Source organism: Haemophilus parainfluenzae, assembly GCF_900450995.1.
Classification (GTDB): domain Bacteria; phylum Pseudomonadota; class Gammaproteobacteria; order Enterobacterales; family Pasteurellaceae; genus Haemophilus_D; species Haemophilus_D parainfluenzae_O.
The window spans coordinates 438702-460757 of the sequence record NZ_UGHY01000002.1 but is presented as its reverse complement, the minus strand read 5'-3'; the positions used below and the strand labels follow the sequence as shown (position 1 = coordinate 460757).

The following is a 22056-nucleotide window of genomic DNA, read 5'->3' as shown; positions in this document are numbered from 1 at the left end:
AAATGGCATTAGATTTATCAGAAATTCGTCAGCAAATTACGCAAATTGATCGCAGCTTGTTAAAGCTGCTTTCAGAGCGTCATCGCCTGGCGTATGATGTAGTAAGAAGTAAAGAAGTGACACAAAAAGCGTTGCGCGATTTAGAGCGCGAGCAGCAGCTATTGCAAGAGCTTGTGCAATTTTCTGAAAGTCAAAATTATCAGCTTGAACCACAATATATTACCGCAGTCTTCCAAAAGATCATTGAAGATTCTGTGCTCACACAGCAAGTGTATTTGCAGAAAAAACTCAATGAGCAACGAGAAGAAACGTTACATATCGCTTTCTTAGGCAAGCGTGGTTCTTACTCTAATTTGGCTGCACGTAATTATGCGGCTCGCTATCATCAACAATTTGCTGAAATCAGTTGCGATTCCTTTGCTCAAATTTTTGAAAAAGTTGAAAGCGGAGAAGCTGATTATGGCGTACTTCCTTTAGAAAACACTACATCAGGTGCAATTAATGAAGTTTATGATTTGCTTCAACATACCAACTTATCTTTGGTAGGCGAGTTGGCTTATCCTATCAAGCACTGTGTTTTAGTGAATGAGCAGGATGATTTAAGCAAAATTGATACACTTTATAGCCATCCACAGGTGATTCAGCAGTGTAGTCAATTTATTCAAAGTCTTGAGCGTGTGCATATCGAGTACTGCGAAAGTAGCTCTCATGCAATGCAGCTTGTGTCAAGTTTGAATAAGCCGAATATTGCGGCATTAGGTAATGAAGATGGCGGCAAGCTTTACGGCTTACATGTGTTAAAACATAATATTGCGAATCAAGAAAACAATATTACTCGTTTTATTGTGGTAGCCAAACAAGCTCGAGAAGTTTCACCGCAAATTCATACTAAAACCTTATTGTTGATGACAACATCGCAACAAGCGGGTTCTCTAGTGGATGCTTTACTTGTGTTTAAAAAGCATGGTATTAATATGACTAAGCTTGAATCACGTCCTATTTATGGCAAACCTTGGGAAGAAATGTTTTATTTGGAGATTGAAGGAAATATTCATCATCCTGATACCCAAATTGCCTTGGAAGAGCTTAAGCAATTCAGTAATTATCTGAAGGTACTTGGTTGTTATCCAAGTGAAATAGTGAAGCCTGCGAAGGTATAACGAAAATAAAAAAAGAGCGGTCGATTTAAAACAACGTTAAAATCGACCGCTCTTTTATTTGTAATTCTTAAGCTTTTTTCAAGAACTCTGATTTCAACATGATTTTGCCACAATCAACGTTGTGATCACCGTTGACTAAACGGATGTTTTTGAATTTAGTGCCTTTCTTTAACACTTCAGATGAACCTTTTAATTTTAAATCTTTAATTAAAAGCACATCATCACCATCGGCTAATAAATTACCGTTGCTGTCTTTTACAATCAGTTGATTTTCATCGGCTTCAACTATTTCGTTACCATTCCACTCATTGCCACAATCAGGGCAAACAAAATTCACAGAATCATGATAAACATATTCGCCTTTACATTTTGGGCAAGCTGGCATTTGATCCATTTCTTTTTCCTTCTTTATCTGATTTAAGCAAAGTATAATGCGCACGGAGTATAACAAAAAAGTGACTATTCGCCAAAAAATGGGCAATTTCACGAAATTTATGAGGTATTTATGAAAAAAATTATGCTTTTGAGTGCAGTGATGGGGAGTTTAATCTCAGTTAATGCATTCGCGCACAATATCCAACCTAACCAACTTTTGGCCAATGTAACGGTTTCGGATAAAGGTGAAATCACTTTAAATGGCAATGATGTGGCTTATAAATCATGGAGCTCAACGGCATTACCTGGCAAAGTCCGTGTGATTCAACATATTGCAGGTAGAAGTGCGGCAAAAGAGAAAAATCAAGCAATGATCGAAGCCATCAAAGCGGCTCATTTTAACCAAGCTAAATATCAAACCACGACCATCATTAATGCGGATGATGCCGTCGTGGGCACAGGCATGTTTGTGAAAAGTAGTGCAGAAAAAGGCAAAAAAGAAAATGCCCACAGCCAAGTGATTTTAGATGATAAAAGTGCGGTCAAAAATGCATGGGGATTACGTGAAAAAGATAGCGTGATTATTTTGCTTGATAAAACCGGCAAAGTGCAATTTGTGAAAGAAGGTAAATTGACGGATGATGAAGTCAAGGAAGTCATTTCTCGTGCAACAGCGTTAATGGCGAAGTAATAGACTTACAAGCGGAAGTTTTCTTCCGCTTTTTTATTATCCCTTAAAATCCTTCATTAACTTTCTCAATGTATTGCAGTTTCGTTGAAATTTACGACAATGTGTACAAATGGAAAGATGCAGATTGAGCCCAATTTTTTCTTTAGTAATTAATGGGCGTTCCTGCGCATCTGAAATGAGTCGAGTCGCTTGGCGGCATTTCATAAATTTACTCCTTAAAGTTTATGAGATAAACAGTTTTGCAGTTGTAAGCGGGCACGATAGAGTGTCGTGTGCAAATTACTTGTGCTTAATTGGATTTCTTGGCAAATTTCTTCGGAAGATAATTCCAAAAACTCTCTCATCATAAAAATTTTGGCTTGTTTAGCCGGTAGGCAAGTTAAACAAGTTTCAAAAATCAGCCAAAACTCTTCGGAATAGACCGCACTTTCGCTCTGTTCAAGATCAAGCGGGGAATGTTCAGCTTTCCAGTGTCCACCTTCATCAAAGAAATGATTGGTTTGTTCTTCATCTTCAATTTCGGTTTCTAGCATTAATTTGCCTTTCTGGCGAAGAAAATCAATGATTTTATTTTTTAAGATAGCAAAGACCCAGGTTTTAAATGCCGCTTGTCGTTTAAAGTGCTCGAGATGGTTAAATGCACTCAAAAAACTTTCTTGAACCAAATCTTCAGCTAATACAGGATTATTCACCTGTAATGTGGCAAATTTCAGCATTTGCTCTCTAATTTGTGTCAGTTCTTTATCGGAAATTCCGGTTTCCATATTTTTTCCTTGGAAAATGTGTAAGAAAAAGGTTCCTGATTCGTCTAATGATAATGAAAGGGGAAGGCCTTTCTAGATAACGTTAATTATTCACAAATTAAGGAAGATTCAAAATGAAAAATATTACTGCAAAAACAACCTTTACTGCTATTGCTGCACTTTTCTTCGCAACCAGTCTTTATGCGACCGATATGAAATCTAATGAAATGTCGATGGCAAAAGATCCCATGCCGATGACAAAAGACGCTATGCCAATGCAGAACGACAAAATGGCATCTGATGGAATGATGAAATCTCATGATATGAAATCTCACGACATGAAAATGGATAATATGAAAACAAAAGAAATGAAAGCAAAAGAAATGAAGAAAAAAGCAAAAACAATGGAAAACCTGAAAATGTAATGCTTTCTTCTTAAAAGAGAAACTGCGGTCAAATTGACCGCAGTTTTTGTATCAAAGTGAGATTATTGTTTACGCCACGTTGTGCCGTTGGCGCCATCTTCTAATACAATTCCCATCGCGGTGAGTTCATTACGTGCCGCATCCGCAGCAGCCCAATCTTTAGCTGCACGAGCTTCGTTGCGTTGTTTGATAAGCGCTTCAATTTTTGCGACTTCATCATCGTCAGAGCCAGCTTGTAAGAATTTTTCTGGATCTTGTTGAAGTAAACCTAAGATACCCGCTAATTCACGTAAACGTGCAGCAAGATCATTGGCTTTTTCTGCATCTTCAGTTTTCAATTTATTGATTTCACGCGCCATTTCAAATAGGACAGAAAGGGCATTAGGCGTATTGAAATCATCGTCCATTGCTTCACGGAAGGCTTCCACAAAATTTTCACCGCCAAAAGCGACCGCACTTTGATCAGTGCCACGTAAAGCGGTGTACAAACGTTCCAATGCACCTTGTGCTAAGTTCAGGTTTTCTTCACTATAATTGAGTTGGCTGCGATAGTGTGCTGTTAATAAGAAATAACGCACTGCTTCGGCATTGTAGTGGTTTAATACATCACGAATAGTGAAGAAGTTGCCGAGGGATTTCGACATTTTTTCTTTATCTACCATGATCATGCCAGAATGGATCCAATAATTCACATATTGGCCACCGTGAGCACAGCAAGATTGCGCAATTTCATTTTCGTGGTGTGGGAACATTAAATCAGAACCACCACCGTGAATATCAAAATGTTCGCCAAGTTGTTTGCAGTTCATCGCTGAACATTCAATGTGCCAACCTGGACGCCCAGCACCCCATGGTGATGGCCAGCTTGGTTCGTTTTCTTTCGACATTTTCCAAAGCACGAAATCCATTGGATTTTTCTTGATTTCATTAATTTCAATACGTGCACCCGCTTGTAATTGGTCAAGATCTTGGCGTGATAATTTGCCGTATTCTTTAAAACTTTCCACATCAAACATCACGTCGCCATTGTCTGCAACATAAGCATGACCACGCGCAATCAGTTTTTCCACAATCTCAATAATTTCAGGAATATGATGCGTTGCACGAGGCTCAAAATCAGGACGTAGTACGTTTAACGCATCAAAATCTTTATACATTTCTTGCACCATACGATCTACAAGTTGATCGCAGGTTTCTTTGTTTTCTAATGCACGTTTAATGATTTTATCGTCCACATCCGTGATATTACGCACATAAGTTAAATCGTAGCCTAAAGAGCGTAAATAGCGAGCAATCACATCAAAACACACAAAGGTACGGCCGTGACCAATATGGCATAAATCATAAACGGTCACGCCGCACACATACATACCCACTTTTCCTTCATGGATAGGTTTGAACACTTCTTTTTCTCGAGTGAGGGTATTAAAAATCTTTAACATATTTTTTCTCTTAAAACAGGTTGGAAAACGACCGCACTTTTTCTGCTCCTTGTGGCACTTTCTCGCCATTTGTGGAATAATGAATGCCTTAATTTTCAAGAGGAAAACAACATGGTTACATTACACACAAATTTTGGCGATATTAAAATTAAACTTGATTTTGATAAAGCGCCAATCACTGCAGAAAACTTTTTAAATTATTGTAAAAACGGTTTCTATAATAACACAATTTTCCATCGTGTTATTGATGGATTTATGATCCAAGGCGGTGGTATGGAAAGCGGAATGCGCGAAAAAGCAACAAACGCACCGATCCAAAATGAAGCTAACAATCGTTTAAGCAATAAACGTGGCACAATCGCCATGGCGCGTACCTCTGATCCACATTCTGCAACGGCACAATTCTTTATTAACGTGGCAGATAATGACTTCTTAAACTACCGTTCAAAAGAGATGTTTGGCCGTGAAGTTGTGCAAGAATGGGGCTATGCCGTATTCGGTGAAGTGGTTGAAGGCATGGATGTGGTTGATAAAATCAAGAAAGTAAAAACCGGTAATAAAGGCTTCCACCAAGACGTTCCGACAGAAGATGTGGTGATTACATCCGTTTCTGTAGAATAATTAATTCGGTGTGTGGATGCGTAATCTACACACTTTTTTCTTAAGTAAAATAACATTATGCCTTTCTTCGATACTCATACCCATCTTGATTATCTTCATCATGATACTGGTGAGCCATTAGTTCAGCTGGTGGAGAACGCTAAGCAAGCGGATGTGCAAAAAATCTTGATTGTGGCGGTAAAAGAGTCGGATTTTAAAACGATCCAAAATATGACCGCACTTTTCCCTGAGCATCTTTATTGTGGACTTGGGTTGCATCCGCTTTATATCAAAGAGCATCAAGAGCATGATTTAGAGATATTGGATGCGGCGTTATCCGTTCGTAATCAAAATTGTACAGCCGTAGCAGAAATTGGCTTAGAGTGTGCGATTCCAGATTTATTGACGGATGAATTGTGGCAAAAGCAACAGCACTTTTTGGAAAGTCAGCTTTATTTAGCGAAGAAATACAATCTGTCGGTCAATTTACATAGTCGCAAATCCCACGAGCAATTATTCCGCTTTTTGAAACAGGCTAATTTGCCAAAATGTGGTGTGGTGCATGGTTTTTCTGGAAGTTATGATCAAGCAAAACGATTTGTGGATTTAGGCTATAAAATTGGTGTAGGCGGCACGATTACTTATGAACGTGCGAATAAAACGCGCCAAGCGATTGCGAAGTTGCCATTAGAGGCACTGGTATTAGAAACGGATACACCAGATATGCCAGTGTTTGGCTTTCAAGGACAACCTAATCGACCAGAGCGGATTGTTCTCACCTTTGAGGTGTTATGCCGTTTAAGAAGTGAAAATGCTGAAGTGATTAAAGAAAAGGCTTGGCAGAATAGCTTAACCTTATTCGGTTAAACCTTAAAACGATAAATCACTTGATTGGCTGAACCTCGCCAAACTAAGCTTGGGTCAGCCTGTTCTTGTATAAATTTTCCATCAATAAGCACGTCAATATAAGGCAACATTTGACGTTGATAATCATCAAGTTCATCCAGTTTATAACCTGTCCATACCCAAATGTCCTTATCGGGACATTCTTTTTTGACACGCTGTACAAAAGGAAGTAAGGCTTCAATATTACGAGGGTGCATCGGATCCCCACCAGAAAGCGTAAGCCCTTGACGTTTAATGCGCGTATCTTTTAAATCATTGATGATCTGTTGTTCCATCGCTTCATCAAATAATACGCCATTATCAAAAGACCAACTCTTTTGGTTGTAGCAACCTCGGCAACCATGCGTACAACCGCTAACGAAAAGGGTACAACGAGTGCCTTCGCCATTTACAACATCGGTAGGGTAGTATTGGAGATAGTTCATGGTTTTACCTCAAAAGTGCGGTTGATTTTCTCGTCAAATTCACCGAATTGATAAATTAACCTTTGCAATACAGGGCCAATTCTTGCATAATAGCCCACCTAATCGCATTGCGATATCAATGGAAATCTTCTCGGTCTCTCGCAACGGTGTCCGGTTTACTCGGTCAGGTTCGGAAGAAAGCAGCCAAAGTCAGAATTTCTGTGTGCCGAGAATAAGCTGGGAAGATTTCCACCCAACTTATCCTTCCTTATTTTACACACGCTCCACTAATTGTTTAAAGAACCCTTTTTCTAATTGCAATAATTCTGCGTAAGTGCCTTTTTCAATTAGCTTCGCTTCATCAATCACACAAAGCTCATCAAATTGCTCAATCGCCGTTAAGCGGTGAGTCACCATAATTAAGGTTTTATTTTCAGCATGGGCAAGAGTTAAACGCAAAATTTGGCGTTCAGTTTCGCGATCTAAACCTTCTGTTGGCTCATCTAATAATAAAATTGGTGCATCATTAAGCAAAATACGGGCTAAGCCCAAACGACGTTGTTCTCCACCAGAAAGTGGACGGCCGCCATCACCTAACCAAATATCTAGGCCTTGTTCTTGTTCCAACAATTTGCCTAAACCAACTTGATTTAACACCTCGATCATTTTTTCATCTGAAATATTGACCGCACTTGCGAATTGCAGATTTTGACGAAGTGTATCGCTAAATACATGAACACGTTGTGTTAAAAAGCAGAATTGGCTGCGTAATGTGTCTTCTGAATAATCAGCAATGGGTTTTCCAGCAAGGAATAATTCTCCTTGATTAGCATCATAATTACGCACTAAAAGCTGTAATAACGTGGATTTTCCGCTGCCTGTTTTACCTAAAATTGCGACTTTTTTGCCTTTTTGAAAGGTTAAATTCAAATTCTCTAAAGCACGATTTTGACGTTCAGGATAAGTGAAAGAAAGATTTTTGGCTTCAATTAATGTTGTAGCATTTTGATCGAACTCAGCCTTGCCATTAAAAGTTACTAATGGTTGCTGCTCGATAATATCTGTCACGCGTTCAGCTGAAGCAATGACTTGCCCGATATGTAAGAATGCAGAGCCTAATGGCATCAAGATTTCAAATGAGGCTAAGGCTGCAAAAGTGAAGAGCGCAATAAATGCCATGCGATATTCATCGTTGCCAAATTCCGCTTGTGAGCTAAACCACAACATTGCGGCAATAATTAAACCATTTAAAAAGAGCGAAAGAGCGCTTGAAAATCCGCTTAAATTGGCTTCTTTTTGCTGGTCCGCTTGCCAGTTAGCTTCAGTTTTAGCTATGTTATCTTTCAATTTATCTTCAGCATTAAAGAGCAATAATTCCGCTTGTGCTTGGATAAATTCTAAGAATTGCGTGCGATAAAGTGCACGTGAATCCACGAGTTTTTCGCCAAATTTTTTACCCAATTGGTAGAAAACGGTTGGAATGATGAATACTAATAAAAGCAGGCTCACACCTAGACCTAAGGCCAAAGGTGCATTGACAAAACTGAGGCCAATACACATGGCTAGAATCACAAAAATAGTCGTAATAAATGGTGCAATTAAACGAAGATAAAGGCTATCGAGCGTATCCACATCAGACACTAAGCGGTTTAATAAATCGCTGTTACGGTAGCGATTTAACACTGCAGGACTTAATGGAATAATCTTCTCAAAAACTTGTACCCGTAATTTAGCCAAAATGCGGAAAGTCGCATCGTGCGTCACTAATTTTTCAAAATAGCGGAAAAGGGTGCGGCTAATAGCAAGCCCACGCACAGAAGCAGAAGGGTAGAAGAAATTAAATAACGTGCCAAGACCCGCAATGGCCGTTGCTGCTAAAAACCAACCCGATGTGGTCAGCAAGCCAATGCTGGATGCGAGACCTGTAATCATTAAAACCAAGCCTAAAAATAAAGGCAACTTGGCGAATTTAAATAAACGTAAAAAGGGAAGTAAAGCACGCATTATTGAATATCCTCTTTTCGTTGAGCCAATAATTCGGCAAAGAAGCCTTGATCTTTTAATTGGTTGAAATCCCCTTGTTGAACGATTTCACCTTCTTGCATCACAAAAATATTGTCACATTGTTTTAGATCTTCAATACGGTGTGTGATCATTAAGGTCGTTTGGTTATGGCTCATTTCTGCAAGGGCGGCAAGTACTAGATTTTCGGACTGAGCATCGAGGCTAGCCGTTGGCTCATCGAGTAATAATAAATTGCCTTTGCGTAGTAAAGCGCGTGCGATAGCTAAGCGTTGAGCTTGGCCTACAGATACACCAATCCCACCATCTTTAATCTCACTATCTAAGCCTAATTTATCGGTAAACTCTTTCGCTTGAGCAGAAATCAAGGCTTGCTCAATTTGCTCATCAGTGGCTTGAATATTACCTAAAAGTAGATTTTCTTTGATGCTGCCTTGTAGCAGTAATGGATTTTGACCTACCCACGCAATTTGTTTGCGCCAGTCGCTTAAACGACTTTGATTAAGTTCCACACCATTAATTTTTAAGTTGCCTTCATAAGGCAAGAAACCGAGTAATACATTGATTAAAGAGGTTTTTCCTGCACCACTTTGGCCCACAAGGGCAATATGGCTTTCTTTCGGAATATGGAATGAAAGCGGCTTAGTTAATGGTTGACCTTGTGGAGAAAGCGCCACTAAATTTTCAGCCTGAATCTCGGCCGCACTTTGCGCTGGAATTTGTTCATTGCCTTGATGTGCAATTAAATAATCCGCTTCTAAGAAATCGACAATGGCATCAGCGGCGCCAATACCAGCTGCACGATCGTGATAGTAAGTCCCAAGATCACGCAATGGTTGATAAAACTCTGGTGCAAGAATTAAGCAGAAAAAGCCGGTAAATAAGGTCAGCGTTGTGCCATAAGTACCAAATTCAACTTGGCCTAAGTAGCTAAAACCAAAGTACACCGCCATTAAAGCAATGGAAATGGAGGTGAAAAACTCTAACACGGCAGAAGAGAGGAACGCCATTTTAAGTACCGTCATGGTCGTTTCACGGAAGTCTTCCGTTGTGCTTTCAATATGTTGTGTTTGTTCTGAAGTGCGGTTGAAAAGACGCAAGGTTTCTAAACCGCGTAAGCGATCCAAGAATTGAGCACTTAAGCGAGAAAGGGTGGCCATATTTTTTTGGCTGCTATCTGCTGCTGCAATCCCTACCAGAATCATAAAAATTGGTACAAGCGGTGCAGTGACCATCAAAATCAATCCAGCCGCCCAGTTGAGTGGGAATACGGCAATTAAAATCACCATTGGTACAATAGCCGATAAACTTTGTTGTGGTAGAAAACGGGCATAGAAGTTATGCAGATTTTCCACTTGTTCAAGCATGATACTTGCCCAGCTTCCGGCTGGTTTATTATTGATGGTGGCCGGCCCAACTTGATGGATTTTGTCTAAGATCTTTTGGCGCATATGATTGCGCAGTAATCGACCTGCTTTAAAGCCAATTTTTTCGCGCAGCCATAAAATGACCGCACGCAAAGCAAAAGTAATGATTAATGCAATAAAATAGGGAACCAATTCAGCGCGATCGACATGTTGCATAATCAGCTTGTCGAGCAATGTTGCAAGAAAATAGGTTTGCGCCACAAGAATTAAGGAGGAAAGTGTGGCAAGGGCAATATTGGTGCGCATTAATTTTTTAACAGGTTGTTGCTGCGCACGAAGCCATTTTTGTAAATATTTTTGGCGAAGTTTATCCATTGTTTTTGTTTATCCTAGGATAGGATGGGTTGGCTGGAGGATTAAAAAATCTACCTTTGAAAAATAATAGGTGCGTGAAACCTTGTTTTACGCACCTTACATGAGAATTTAGCGCACTTATTCTTGTGCATCTAAATAACGTTCAGCATCTAATGCAGCCATACAGCCTGTTCCTGCCGAAGTAATGGCTTGGCGATAGTTGTGATCCATTACATCACCCGCAGCAAATACACCTTCCACAGAGGTTGCTGTTGCATTGCCTTCAAGACCTGATTTAACCACAATATAACCATTGTTAAGTTCAAGCTGACCTTGGAAGATTTCAGTGTTTGGCGCATGACCGATAGCAATAAATAAACCGTCTAGTTTCACGTCTTCTTTTTCACCAGTTTTTACGTTTTCTAAACGTACACCAGTTACGCTCATGTTATCGCCTAACACTTCATTTAAAGTGCGGTCAGTATGAAGCACGATTTTGCCTTCTTCGACTTTTTTGTATAAGCGATCGATTAAGATTTTTTCTGCACGGAAACTATCACGACGGTGGATTAAATGTACTTCAGACGCAATATTAGCTAAGTAAAGTGCTTCTTCAACAGCAGTATTTCCGCCACCAACAACGGCAACCGGTTTATTACGATAGAAGAAACCATCACAGGTTGCGCAAGCTGAAACGCCACGGCCTTTATAAGCGGTTTCAGATTCTAATCCGATATAACGTGCTGATGCCCCTGTTGCGATGATTAATGCATCACATGTGAAGGTTTGCATATCACCATAAAGTTTGAATGGGCGAGAAGATAAATCGACTTTGTTGATATGATCAAACACGATTTCAGTTTCAAATTTTTCAGCGTGTTGCAACATACGCTGCATTAAACCTGGGCCAGTTGTCATTTCAAAATCACCCGGCCAGTTTTCAATTTCATCCGTGGTAGTAAGTTGCCCACCTTGTTGAAGACCGGTCACTAAAACAGGTTTTAAGTTTGCACGTGCGGCATAAATAGCCGCGGTATAACCTGCAGGACCTGAACCTAAAATTAATAATTTGCTGTGTTTAACGTCTGACATAAAGAATCCTTTGTTTATAAAATAAAGCATGAGGCTTTTGGTGTTTGTTCATTATAAAGCCTTCATACATAAAAAAATAGTTGATTGTATTAGTAAAGCAATGAATACAGTAATCGGCGATATTTATTGGTGATAGGATCCGCATTGCCAATGGCTGATAAAATAGATAAAAACTGTTGTTTCACTTCACCGTTTTCCGCAGAAAGATCTTGTTTTAGAATGCTAAATAATAAATCTAACGCTTCTTCGTTTCGGTTGGCTTGATGTAGTTGTACCGCTAATTTCAATGCAATTTCAGACGTTGGATTTTTCGCATAATCTGTTTGTAATTGCTGAATTTCTGGCGTATCTGCTGCTTTAATTAAAAGTTCAATCTGCGCTTGTAAGCCATGCCAACGGCTGTCGCGATCCTGAATAGGAATTTGCGCTAAAATATCTGCCGCAGGCTCTGTTTTTTTCATGGCGATATAGGTTTCTGCATAAAGTAATGCTACATCGCTGTTTTTCTTATCTGAAAGCTCCCAGGCCTCTTTCAGTAATGGAAGGGCAGAGTTGTAATCTTCCACTTGTAAAAAATCCAAGGCTTTTTGGAATTTTAAATCTTCTTCTTTTGGCAAAATTGCACTCAAACGTTGCAATAAACTGGCTTCATCTAATGCACCAGGGAACGCATCTAATGCTTGTGCCTCTTTAAAAAGATAAGTTGTAGGCAACGCTTGAATACGAAATTGTGCAGCAATCATTTGCTCTGTTTCACAATTGACTAAGCCGAGGATAAATTGTCCTTGGTGTTGTTCTGCAACACGTTGTAGAACTTTTGCAAAATCAGCTGATTCTTTATGGCTTGGTGCATAAAAGTTAATGACAAGCGGGGTTTCAACAGAACGTTGCAACGTTTCAGTAAGATTTTGTTCGTTGAGTTCAACTAAGAAAGGTAAATCTGCCATTTTTATTCCTTGATAAATGGAAAATGATGCCTGATTTTAACAAAGTGCAGTCAGTTTTAGAAATGTTTTACAGGAAAAGAAAAGGGCAGTGTTAATCTACCCTTATTTACGATCTATTTTTATTCTTTTGTTTCTTCCACTTTATCTTCTGGAAGCACGAGGTTAAGAATTAAGGCAAGTAATGAACCTACGGTAATGCCTGAACCGAGCACTTCTTTGAAAAAATGCGGTAATTTATCAAGCAATTCTGGACGAGTCGTCACGGCTAAGCCACAGCCAATGGAAATGGCGATGATTAAACCATTGCGTTTGCTACGTGCAACTTTATCTAACATTTGGATACCCGCGGCGATAATCATCGCGAACATCATTAAGCCTGCACCGCCTAATACTGGTAATGGAATTGATACAATTAATGCACCGAATACAGGGAATAAACCTGCTAGTGCTAGAAGTACACCGGTTAGCGCAACCACGTGACGACTTGCTACACCAGTTAGAGAAATGACACCAATATTTTGTGAGAATGAAGAGAATGGTGTAGTGGACATAATGGCAGCTAAGGCTGATCCTAAACCATCAGCTAAAACGCCACCGCGTAAATGTTTGCCGGTGATTTCTGTTTGGGTTGCATTACCTAGTGCTAGGAAGTTACCGCTTGATTCAACGATCGTCACTAAATACGCAATGGACATGCCGATAATACCTGAAATTGGGAAGGCTAAGCCAAAGTGTAGTGGTTGTGGAATCGCGAAAATTTGTGCTTGTTTTACGCCTTCAAAGCTTACCCAGCCCATGGCTAAACAAACGAGATAGCCTGTCATCATTCCAATAACGATCGCTGCGGCAGAGAAAATCCCTTTGCCCCATTGCACGAGTGCGACTACGATGATTAATACAAAGCTCGCCATCATTAAGTTTTCTGGCGTAGCATAATTCGCATCACCACGTTGACCACCTGCAAACCAGTCAACGGCAACAGGAATTAGGCTTAAACCGATCATCATAACAACAGTCCCTGTCACAAGTGGTGGGAACAATTTGCGAATATAGGGCATGAAGAAACTGCCGATAATCATCACTAAGGAACCAATGAGAGAAGAACCTAAAATACCTGCGATGCCATATTCGCTGAAACCAATGGCAAGTGCAGCAGCAACGAAAGTAAAACTGGTTCCCATTACACTTGGTAAACGAATGCCCACAGGCCCCAAGCCTTTACATTGGATAACGGTCACTACACCAGAAATTAAAAGCGCAGCATTAACTAATGTAATGGTATCTTCGGTCGGTAATTTTAAGACGTTACCAATCACCAATGGTACGGCAATAATTCCCCAAGTGCGGCAAGTAAATGTTGTGCCGCAAGGAGTAGACTCAATCCGAAAGGTAGCTTATCTTCCACGGTATAAAGTAGATTGTTATTCATTAGGTTCCCTTAAGTAGAAAAAATTGTGCGAATTATACGTTAATTTTTATTTGTCGCAAACGTTTGCGTGAAGGGGGATAAAAAAAGTGCGGTTAAAAACTACGTGATTTTCAATCGCACTTGTTTGATTTAAAGACTACATCCAGAATAGATAAGCAATTGTTCCGATAATTAGCATACAGGTTAAATCAATAAATTTACCAACGCGGATCATTTCGGCTTGTTTAACAAAGCCTGTGGAGTACACAATTGCATTCGGCGGTGTACCAACCGGCATCATAAAGGCACAAGATGCACCCAAACCAATAATCATCGCAAAACCAAGCGGTGGCATATTCAGTGCTTGTGCGATAGAAATAAAGATTGGAACGAGTAAGGCCGCACTTGCTGTGTTTGACGTAAATTCAGTCAAGCAGACGATAAAGGCTGCAACAATTAATGCCATCATATAGTAGTGGCCACCCTCAATAATGAAGACAATGCCATCCGCCATGATTTTGCTTGCGCCAGATTGAGTCAATACTGAGCTTAAGGTTAAACCGCCACCGAAAAGGAACAGTACCCCCCATTCTGTATTTTCTTGTATTTCTTTCCAACTTGCGATCCCAGTCACACAAATAATAATTGCTGCGGAGAGTGCAACCATACTGTCAAAACTGCCAATTGGTTTTGGTAGCCCTAATAATTGAGAAAGAATTGGATTGAGGTAACCACCAAAAATCCAAAGAATCGCCACGGTCACAAAAATAGTTAAGGTTAAAATACGTTTTTTCGTCATGTGAATTTTGGCAAATTCAGCATCAAAACGAAGACCGAGTTTCGGTTTAAAAACAAGGTATAACCAACCAATAATAAGCGGGAATAAAATTAACATCACTGGCGTGCCATACATTAACCAGTCAGCAAAACCTAAATGAAGCTGAGAGGCAGCGATGGCATTAGGAGGGCTTCCCACAAGCGTACCCATCCCTCCAATAGTGGCACTGTAGGCAATACCCAATAACACAAATACATAAGTATTGTGATCTTTATTGCGGTCTAACTGACTCAAAATGATCATAGAAAGCGGGATCATCATCGCCGCAGTAGCGGTATTACTCATCCACATGGATAAAAATGCTGTTGCTAAGAAGAGGTAAAATACCGCAACAAAGAGACGACCTTTTGCTAATTGCATGATTTTATTAGAAATCATTTGGTCGATTTTTTGCACATTTAATGCGGTGGCAAGTGCAAAGCCACCAAAGAATAAGAAAATAGTTGGATCAGCAAAGGCAACAAGCGCTTCACGACTATTAGCTAATCCTAATAAGACAGATAAAATGGGTACGAACAATGCAGTGATCGTTACACTGACGGCTTCGGTAAGCCATAAAATAGCTACAAATGCTAGTAAAGATAACCCTTTATTTGCCGCAGGTTCAAAAGGAAGTGTATTGAGTAGAATAAAAAAGAGAGCTACATCAGAAAGGAATATAATAGTTTGTTTATTCCATGCTTTTCGCTGAGATTTTGTGACAGATATTACTTGCATATTTTTTCCTATATTTTTTAAGGTCGGCGATTGTAGCATAACAGGCCTCAGTCAGAAAATAAGGCATACTAAAAATTGATTAGTATCAAAGCAAAGTGTGGCTAAAATCAGATATTTTTGACCGCACTTTATGAGTGGAATGTTTGTTTAACGAAATAAAATCGCTTTCACTTGCTTTTGTAATACTGGGATAATCTCTTGTTCAAACCATGGATTTTTCTTGAGCCAAATTTGATTGCGTGGAGAAGGGTGAACAAGCGGGAGAAAGTGAGGGAGAAAATCACGAAAATGGTGAACCGTTTCAGTCACATTAAGTTCGTTTTCTGGTAAATAATATTTTTGTGCATATTGCCCGATAAGAATGGTGAGCGCTATGTTGGGCAAGTTAGCTAAAATCGGTGCATGCCATTTCTCTGCAAAGCCTTTGCGTGGCGGTAAATCACCAGATTTGCCTTTCCCAGGGTAATAAAAATCTATCGGAATGACAGCAAACATACCTGAGTGATAAAAGGTATCACGATCCACGCCTAGCCATTCTCGCAGGCGATCACCACTTTTATCATTCCAATATAAACGACTTTCTTGGGCTTTAATTCCGGGGGCTTGTCCGACAATATTAATACGAGCTGTCGTTGGTGCCGCAAAAAGCGGTTCAATTCCTTTTGCTGTGAATGATTGATTATCGGGATCTTGCATAATGGATTGCGTGATTTGTGTAAGTGTTGGCATGGTACTTCCTTATTTATTGAAATAAAAATAGCTCACTTTTGATGAGCTATTTTATCATAATCAATGTTGCGACATTATAGGTGTTTCACTCGACGTTTTACTTCTTCTTGTTTGCCAGCGTTGAATGGACGAGCATCAGGGCTGCCGAGATAACCACAAACTCGTCGGGTCACGGAGACTTTTGCACTGTCATGGTTGCCACATTTCGGACAAACAAAACCTTTACTTGTGCAATTAAACTCTCCTGTGAAACCACATTCGTAACATTCATCAATTGGCGTATTAGTGCCGTAATAAGGCACGCGATCGTAGCTATAATCCCATACATCTTCGAGTGCTTTGAGGTTATGTTGAATGTTAGGGTATTCGCCATAACAGATAAAGCCGCCACTTGCTAGTTCAGGATAAGGCATTTCAAAGTCTAATTTATCGTATGGATTGACTTTTTTCTCTACATCTAGGTGATAGCTATTAGTGTAGTAGCCTTTATCGGTAACGCCTTCAATGACACCAAATTGTTTGATATCTAAACGACAGAAGCGATCGCACAAGTTTTCACTTGGTGTGGAATAAAGGCTAAATGCATAGCCGGTTTCTTTCTGCCATTGTTTTACCGCTTCGCTTAAACGACGCACAATCGCAATACCTTTTTCACGTAGTTGTTCATCGTCAAAAATATGTCCCTTTTTATACAGTGCATTGATGGTTTCATGAATGCCAATATAACCTAAAGAAATTGATGCTCGTCCATTTTTGAAAATATCCGCAACATTATCATCGGCTTTTAGTCGAACGCCGCAAGCGCCTTCCATATAGAGAATTGGCGCGACACGAGCTTTGGTATTTTCTAAGCGCGCAATACGGGTAAGTAAGGCTTTCTTCGCGAGGGCTAAGCGTTCATCTAAAGTGCGGTAGAATTTTTCTTCATTTCCTTGTGCTTCCAGAGCAATGCGAGGCAGATTCAGACTTACCACGCCTAAATTATTGCGACCATCATGCACTTCATGGCCGTTTTCTTCATAAGCACCTAAGAAGCTACGGCAACCCATTGGGGCTTTGAACGAGCCAGTGACTTTAACCACTTGATCATAGTTTAAAATATCTGGATACATGCGTTTTGAAGCGCATTCTAATGCCAGTTTTTTAATGTCATAGTTTGGATCTTGTTCGTTTTGGTTCACGCCTTTTTTAATGGTAAAGACCAGCTTAGGGAAGACGGGCGTTTTATGATTTTTACCCAAACCACGAATACGGTTTTTCAAAATCGATTGCTGAATTAACCGTTCTTGCCAACTTGTACCTAAGCCAAAACCAAAGGTAACAAATGGTGTTTGACCATTTGATGTATGGAGCGTATTGACTTCATATTCAAGGGATTGGAACGCATCAAAACATTCTTTTTCAATTAGTGCTTTCGCATAACCTTCCGCATCCAGAATTTGCCATTGGGCGGCATTTTTCAAATGTTTTTCAAAGCTGAGTTGAACATAAGGTGCAAGTACTTCATCAATACGATTAATGGTTGTACCGCCATAAATATGGCTGGCGACTTGAGCAATAATTTGTGCAGTAACAGCTGTTGCTGTACCGATAGATTTAGGCGGCTCAATTTCAGCATTACCCATTTTAAAACCATGTGAAAGCATGCCTTTTAGATCAACGAGCATGCAGTTAAACATTGGGAAAAATGGCGCATAATCTAAGTCGTGATAGTGGATTTCCCCTTTTTCATGGGCTTCAACAACATCTCTTGGCAGAATATGACGTTTGGCATAATGTTTTGCCACAATACCTGCCAGTAAATCACGTTGGGTAGGGATAACTTTCGCATCTTTATTTGCGTTTTCATTAAGCAATTCCACGTTACTTTGCTCAATCAGTCCTTCAATTTCTTTGGTTAATTGGCTGCGTTTTTCACGTGCCAGGTCGCGATCGTGACGATATTCAATATAAGTACGAGCAATTTGTGGATACTTGCTTGTCATTAAGTGATCTTCAACAATTTTTTGAATCTGGTTGATATCAATTTCATGCTGATAATGACTAAAAATTTCAGTATTAATTCGCTGGCTCAGCTCATGAATATAAATTTCATCAACAATATTGACCGCACTTGCTGCTTTTTTGATTGCATTAGTAATGCGTTGTAGGTCAAACCCAATTCGTGAACCATCACGCTTAATCACAAAGAAAGCGTTCATTTTATGACTCCTGTAAGGTAGCTATGAAAAAATTGAAAGCACTATATATGGTTTTATTTAATAGATCAACACACAATATGTAGTGTTGTTTTGTGTTTTTGATGGTTGAAATTGAGTTGAAACCTTGGTAAATCTGGAAAGCAAGAGTGTTTTTTTGTTGAGAATTATTCTCAAATTATTTTTTAATAAATTTGATCTGAATCAAATTTTTTAGCAATAAAAAACGGACGAAAAATCGTCCGCTCTTTAAGTCATAGAAAAGAAATTAAGCTGCAACCATTACCATTGCTGGGCGAATCACACGACCATTTAAGGTATAGCCTTTTTGTAAAACGGTGGTGATTTGGTTGCTTTCAAACCCTTCAGCTGGTTGCATAGAGATGGCTTGGTGGAGATCCGGGTTAAAGGTTTCACCCACTGCACCAACAGGTTCGACACCAAAGCGAGAAACCGTTGAGAGTAACTCTTTTAAAGTCAGCTCAACACCAGCGAATAGGGCTTTGATGTTTTCATCTTCCTTATTAGCAGGCGTTGCAAGCGCACGCTCTAAGTTATCAATGGTATTTAAAATGTCTTTTGAAAATTTTTCTAGTGCAAATTTATGCGCTTTTTCAATATCTTGTTCGCTACGGCGACGCATATTGTCAATTTCTGCACGCGTGCGAAGTAATAAATCTTGTTCTTTTTTAGAGGTTTCTTCTACTTGTGCTTTTAATTGTTCTTCAAGCTCTTGTACACGAGCGATCGCTTCTTCTAACGGATCTTCTGTTGAAGTGGTTTCCTGTTGAACTTCTTCAACAAGTTCTTCATTTTCATTTAAGTTTTGTGCTTGTTCTGACATCTTTTTCTCCATTTATCAAAAATTAGTGCTATTTTAGCAAAACTGAATTGCTATGTAATATAATGGCTAAAATTTTAAATTCAAGTGCGGTCAGAAATCGGTGAGTTTGCACTTGGGAGCAATCATAGTTATGGATGAATTAGTCAAATCATTTAAAACCATCGCCTTGATGGGAAAACCACGTCGCGATATTAATTTGCAAATGCATAAAAACTTGTATCAATGGCTGAAAGAGCGAGGATATCGAGTTTTAGTGGAAAAAGACGTCGGTGAAAAATTTGGTTTACCCGAAGAGGTGTTAGCGACAGTTGAACAAATCGGTGAGCAAGCACAACTTGTGATTGTGATCGGTGGTGATGGCAATATGCTAGGGCATGCTCGTATTTTGGCTAAATATCATATTCCAATGATTGGTATTAACCGAGGTAACTTGGGCTTTTTGACCGATATCGACCCGAAAAATGCTTATGCACAGCTTGAAGCTTGTTTGGAACGCGGCGAGTTTTTTGTCGAAGAGCGTTTTTTATTGGAAGCTAAAATTGAACGCAATGGCGAAATTATTTCTAGTGGTAATGCAGTAAATGAGGCGGTGATTCACCCCGCTAAAATTGCGCACATGATTGATTTCCATGTTTATATCAACGATAAATTTGCCTTTTCTCAACGTTCAGACGGCTTGATTGTTTCCACTCCAACAGGTTCCACGGCTTATTCACTTTCCGCAGGCGGCCCGATTTTAACGCCAAATTTAAATGCGATTGCCCTTGTGCCGATGTTCCCGCACACGCTTTCTTCTCGACCATTAGTAATTGATGGAGACAGTAAAATTTCAATTCGCTTTGCAGAACATAACACTTCACAGTTGGAATTAGGCTGTGATAGTCAAATTGCACTCGGTTTTTGCCCAGATGATGTGGTGCATATTGAAAAAAGTCCGCATAAACTGCGCCTATTACACCTGAAAAATTACAATTATTACAATGTATTAAGCACGAAATTAGGCTGGCTTAAAAATTTCTAATCAAAAAGTCAAAAATCTCTTTACTGTATATTATATCAGTTGTAATATATGGATATACAGTTAAGGAGATTTTTTATGCTAACCCAACTTACCATCAATAATTTTGCAATTGTTCGTCAATTAGAGATTGAATTGGCGAAAGGTATGTCTGTAATCACGGGGGAAACAGGTGCAGGAAAATCTATTGCTATTGATGCGTTGGGATTATGCTTGGGGCAGCGTATTGAAACTTCTATGGTTCGAGAAGGGCAGGAAAGAGCTGAAATTTGCGCGACATTTTTTATTGAACCAACTAACCCCGCTTATCAATGGTTGCAAGAGCAAGAATTGCAAGATCCTGATAATCCCTCCGATTGTATTCTACGTCGTGTCATTAATGCAGATGGGCGTTCTAAAGCCTTTATCAATAGCACACCCGTATCGGCTTCCCAATTAAAAGAAATAGGACAATATCTTATTCATATTAATGGGCAGCACGCTTCGCAGTTATTATTGAAAAATGATTATCAGCTTCAGTTGGTGGATACATTTGCGCATCACAATGATTTACTTGCACAAATGCGAGAAGATTATCGAACATGGAAAAATCTTCAAACGCAAGTTAAAAATTTCCAACAAAAAGTCGCTGAAAATGAAGCGAAGAAACAACTTTTACAATATCAGGTAGAAGAGTTGGATGAGTTTGCCCTTCGTCCAAATGAATATTTAGAATTAGAAGAGGATCAACGTCGTCTATCAAATAGTGAACAGCTGACACAGTTATCACAATCAGCCTTACAGCTACTCAGTGAAAATGAGACCGTGAGTATCGATTCTATGCTTTATCGTGCGACACAGTATATTGATGAATTAAGTGAGTTAGATCCTCGATATGTTTCCGTTCAAACAATGTTGAATGATGCACTTATCCAAGTGCAAGAGGCGACAAGTGAAGTCCAACATCTTGCATCTCATATTGAGCAAGATCCGATGTTATTACAAGAGATTGAGCAGCGTTTAGGTCAAGCTTTACAACTCGCTCGCAAGCACAATGTGAAACCTGAAGAGTTAGTGGAATGGCATCAAAAATTAAAAGCAGAATTGACCGCACTTTTAGATTTTTCAGAAAGTGAAGAACGTCTGATTCTGGAAGAAAAATCCGCCTTTGAGAAAATGCAACATACGGCAAAACAATTACATGAAAGCCGTTGCCAAGCTGTAGAGAAATTAGCACAGCAGGTTACACATTCTATCAAAGGGCTTGCAATGGAAAATGCAGAATTTTTCATTGAAGTGAATTCGGATTTAACTAAAGTTGCGTCAAATGGGGCAGATAATATCGTCTTTACTTTACGCAGTAATCTAGGTCAACAGGCACAACAGCTAGCAAAAGTGGCATCAGGTGGTGAATTGTCTCGTATTTCATTAGCGATTCAAGTCTTAACGTCCGATCAATCGGCGATTCCAACGCTGATCTTTGATGAAGTGGATGTTGGTATTAGTGGAAAAACCGCGAGTGTAGTGGGTAAATTATTGCGTCAATTAGGTGATAAATGCCAAGTGCTTTGTGTGACCCATTTACCACAAGTAGCATGTCACGGACATCATCAATTTAATGTTGAGAAATTTACCGTTGATGATAAAACAGAAACTAAAATGACCGCACTTTCTCAAGAAGAACGCGTTCCTGCTCTTGCAAGATTACTCGGTGGCAGTGAAATTACGGATCTTGCTTTAGCGAATGCACAAGAGATGTTGGATTTAGTCAAGTAAAATGAGGCAAATGAATGGGCG

General features: G+C 39.5%; 20 protein-coding genes, 1 other RNA gene and 1 pseudogene. 8 read left to right on the top strand and 14 right to left on the bottom strand.

What is annotated here, in order from left to right; all coding sequences use genetic code 11:
* The first annotated feature begins 2 nt into the window (after positions 1-2).
* Complete coding sequence (pheA, locus tag DX522_RS02215) at positions 3-1160, top strand: prephenate dehydratase (RefSeq protein ID WP_115179670.1); 1158 nt, start codon at positions 3-5, stop codon at positions 1158-1160.
* 67 nt (positions 1161-1227) lie between these two features.
* On the opposite strand, the gene DX522_RS02210 is transcribed toward pheA, so the two are convergent.
* Positions 1228-1554 (bottom strand): zinc ribbon domain-containing protein YjdM, encoded by a 327-nt coding sequence (locus DX522_RS02210; RefSeq protein ID WP_115179669.1) that lies wholly within the window; start codon positions 1552-1554, stop codon positions 1228-1230.
* A 111-nt stretch (positions 1555-1665) separates the two neighbouring features.
* Here DX522_RS02210 and DX522_RS02205 point away from each other — a divergent pair, with 111 nt between their 5' ends.
* Positions 1666-2226, top strand: a complete 561-nt coding sequence (locus DX522_RS02205) for a YtfJ family protein (protein WP_115179668.1) — start codon at positions 1666-1668, stop codon at positions 2224-2226.
* A gap of 36 nt (positions 2227-2262) precedes the next feature.
* On the opposite strand, the gene DX522_RS02200 is transcribed toward DX522_RS02205, so the two are convergent.
* On the bottom strand, positions 2263-2430 hold the full coding sequence (locus tag DX522_RS02200) for a dsDNA-mimic protein (protein WP_049381690.1): 168 nt from the start codon (positions 2428-2430) through the stop codon (positions 2263-2265).
* Positions 2431-2441: 11 nt separating this feature from the next.
* Positions 2442-2990 (bottom strand): sigma-70 family RNA polymerase sigma factor, encoded by a 549-nt coding sequence (locus DX522_RS02195; RefSeq protein ID WP_115179667.1) that lies wholly within the window; start codon positions 2988-2990, stop codon positions 2442-2444.
* A gap of 113 nt (positions 2991-3103) precedes the next feature.
* Between DX522_RS02195 and DX522_RS02190 the strand changes: the two genes are divergently transcribed.
* Positions 3104-3394, top strand: a complete 291-nt coding sequence (locus DX522_RS02190; RefSeq protein ID WP_115179666.1) for a hypothetical protein — start codon at positions 3104-3106, stop codon at positions 3392-3394.
* Between the two features lie 62 nt (positions 3395-3456).
* Here the strand turns inward: DX522_RS02190 and cysS are convergent, their stop codons facing one another.
* Entirely contained in the window at positions 3457-4836 is a 1380-nt protein-coding gene (gene cysS / locus DX522_RS02185) for a cysteine--tRNA ligase (RefSeq protein ID WP_115179665.1), read from the bottom strand.
* 111 nt (positions 4837-4947) lie between these two features.
* On the opposite strand from cysS, the gene DX522_RS02180 reads away from it, so the two are divergent.
* Both DX522_RS02180 and DX522_RS02175 read left to right on the top strand, forming a co-directional pair.
* Positions 4948-5457, top strand: coding sequence for a peptidylprolyl isomerase (locus tag DX522_RS02180; protein ID WP_005699853.1), 510 nt, complete (start codon positions 4948-4950; stop codon positions 5455-5457).
* Between the two features lie 57 nt (positions 5458-5514).
* A complete protein-coding gene (locus DX522_RS02175) occupies positions 5515-6303 on the top strand; it encodes a TatD family hydrolase (protein ID WP_115179664.1) in 789 nt (262 codons plus the stop codon).
* Here DX522_RS02175 and nrdG read toward each other — a convergent pair.
* The gene (gene nrdG / locus DX522_RS02170) at positions 6300-6767 is read right to left on the bottom strand and encodes an anaerobic ribonucleoside-triphosphate reductase-activating protein (RefSeq protein WP_049370111.1); all 468 of its coding nucleotides are present in this window, start codon (positions 6765-6767) and stop codon (positions 6300-6302) included. The two genes, DX522_RS02175 and nrdG, sit on opposite strands and share 4 nt — an antisense overlap.
* A 127-nt stretch (positions 6768-6894) precedes the next feature.
* On the opposite strand from nrdG, the gene ffs reads away from it, so the two are divergent.
* Positions 6895-6993, top strand: an RNA gene (gene ffs / locus DX522_RS02165) — signal recognition particle sRNA small type.
* A 26-nt stretch (positions 6994-7019) separates the two neighbouring features.
* Here the strand turns inward: ffs and cydC are convergent.
* The 9 genes and pseudogenes from cydC to grpE all read right to left on the bottom strand — a co-directional run bounded on the left by cydC (position 7020) and on the right by grpE (position 19262).
* The gene (cydC, locus tag DX522_RS02160; protein WP_115179663.1) at positions 7020-8750 is read right to left on the bottom strand and encodes a heme ABC transporter ATP-binding protein/permease CydC; all 1731 of its coding nucleotides are present in this window, start codon (positions 8748-8750) and stop codon (positions 7020-7022) included.
* Positions 8750-10510, bottom strand: coding sequence for a heme ABC transporter permease/ATP-binding protein CydD (gene cydD / locus DX522_RS02155; RefSeq protein WP_115179662.1), 1761 nt, complete (start codon positions 10508-10510; stop codon positions 8750-8752). The genes cydC and cydD overlap by 1 nt, the downstream gene beginning before the upstream one ends.
* Before the next feature lie 117 nt (positions 10511-10627).
* Complete coding sequence (gene trxB, locus DX522_RS02150) at positions 10628-11581, bottom strand: thioredoxin-disulfide reductase (RefSeq protein WP_115179661.1); 954 nt, start codon at positions 11579-11581, stop codon at positions 10628-10630.
* Positions 11582-11670: 89 nt separating this feature from the next.
* Positions 11671-12528: a co-chaperone YbbN gene (locus DX522_RS02145; RefSeq protein ID WP_115179660.1), complete on the bottom strand. Its 858-nt coding sequence runs from the start codon at positions 12526-12528 to the stop codon at positions 11671-11673.
* Positions 12529-12647: 119 nt separating this feature from the next.
* Positions 12648-13957: pseudogene (locus DX522_RS02140) on the bottom strand (nucleobase:cation symporter-2 family protein).
* A 136-nt stretch (positions 13958-14093) separates the two neighbouring features.
* Entirely contained in the window at positions 14094-15491 is a 1398-nt protein-coding gene (locus DX522_RS02135; protein WP_262054146.1) for a DASS family sodium-coupled anion symporter, read from the bottom strand.
* Between the two features lie 147 nt (positions 15492-15638).
* Positions 15639-16220, bottom strand: coding sequence for a uracil-DNA glycosylase family protein (locus DX522_RS02130; protein WP_115179659.1), 582 nt, complete (start codon positions 16218-16220; stop codon positions 15639-15641).
* 74 nt (positions 16221-16294) lie between these two features.
* A complete protein-coding gene (nrdD, locus tag DX522_RS02125) occupies positions 16295-18421 on the bottom strand; it encodes an anaerobic ribonucleoside-triphosphate reductase (protein WP_115179658.1) in 2127 nt (708 codons plus the stop codon).
* 265 nt (positions 18422-18686) lie between these two features.
* Positions 18687-19262: a nucleotide exchange factor GrpE gene (gene grpE, locus DX522_RS02120; RefSeq protein ID WP_083313296.1), complete on the bottom strand. Its 576-nt coding sequence runs from the start codon at positions 19260-19262 to the stop codon at positions 18687-18689.
* 130 nt (positions 19263-19392) lie between these two features.
* On the opposite strand from grpE, the gene DX522_RS02115 reads away from it, so the two are divergent.
* Positions 19393-20283: an NAD(+) kinase gene (locus DX522_RS02115; RefSeq protein ID WP_115179657.1), complete on the top strand. Its 891-nt coding sequence runs from the start codon at positions 19393-19395 to the stop codon at positions 20281-20283.
* Between the two features lie 75 nt (positions 20284-20358).
* Entirely contained in the window at positions 20359-22035 is a 1677-nt protein-coding gene (recN, locus tag DX522_RS02110) for a DNA repair protein RecN (RefSeq protein WP_115179656.1), read from the top strand.
* Positions 22036-22056: the final 21 nt, after the last annotated feature.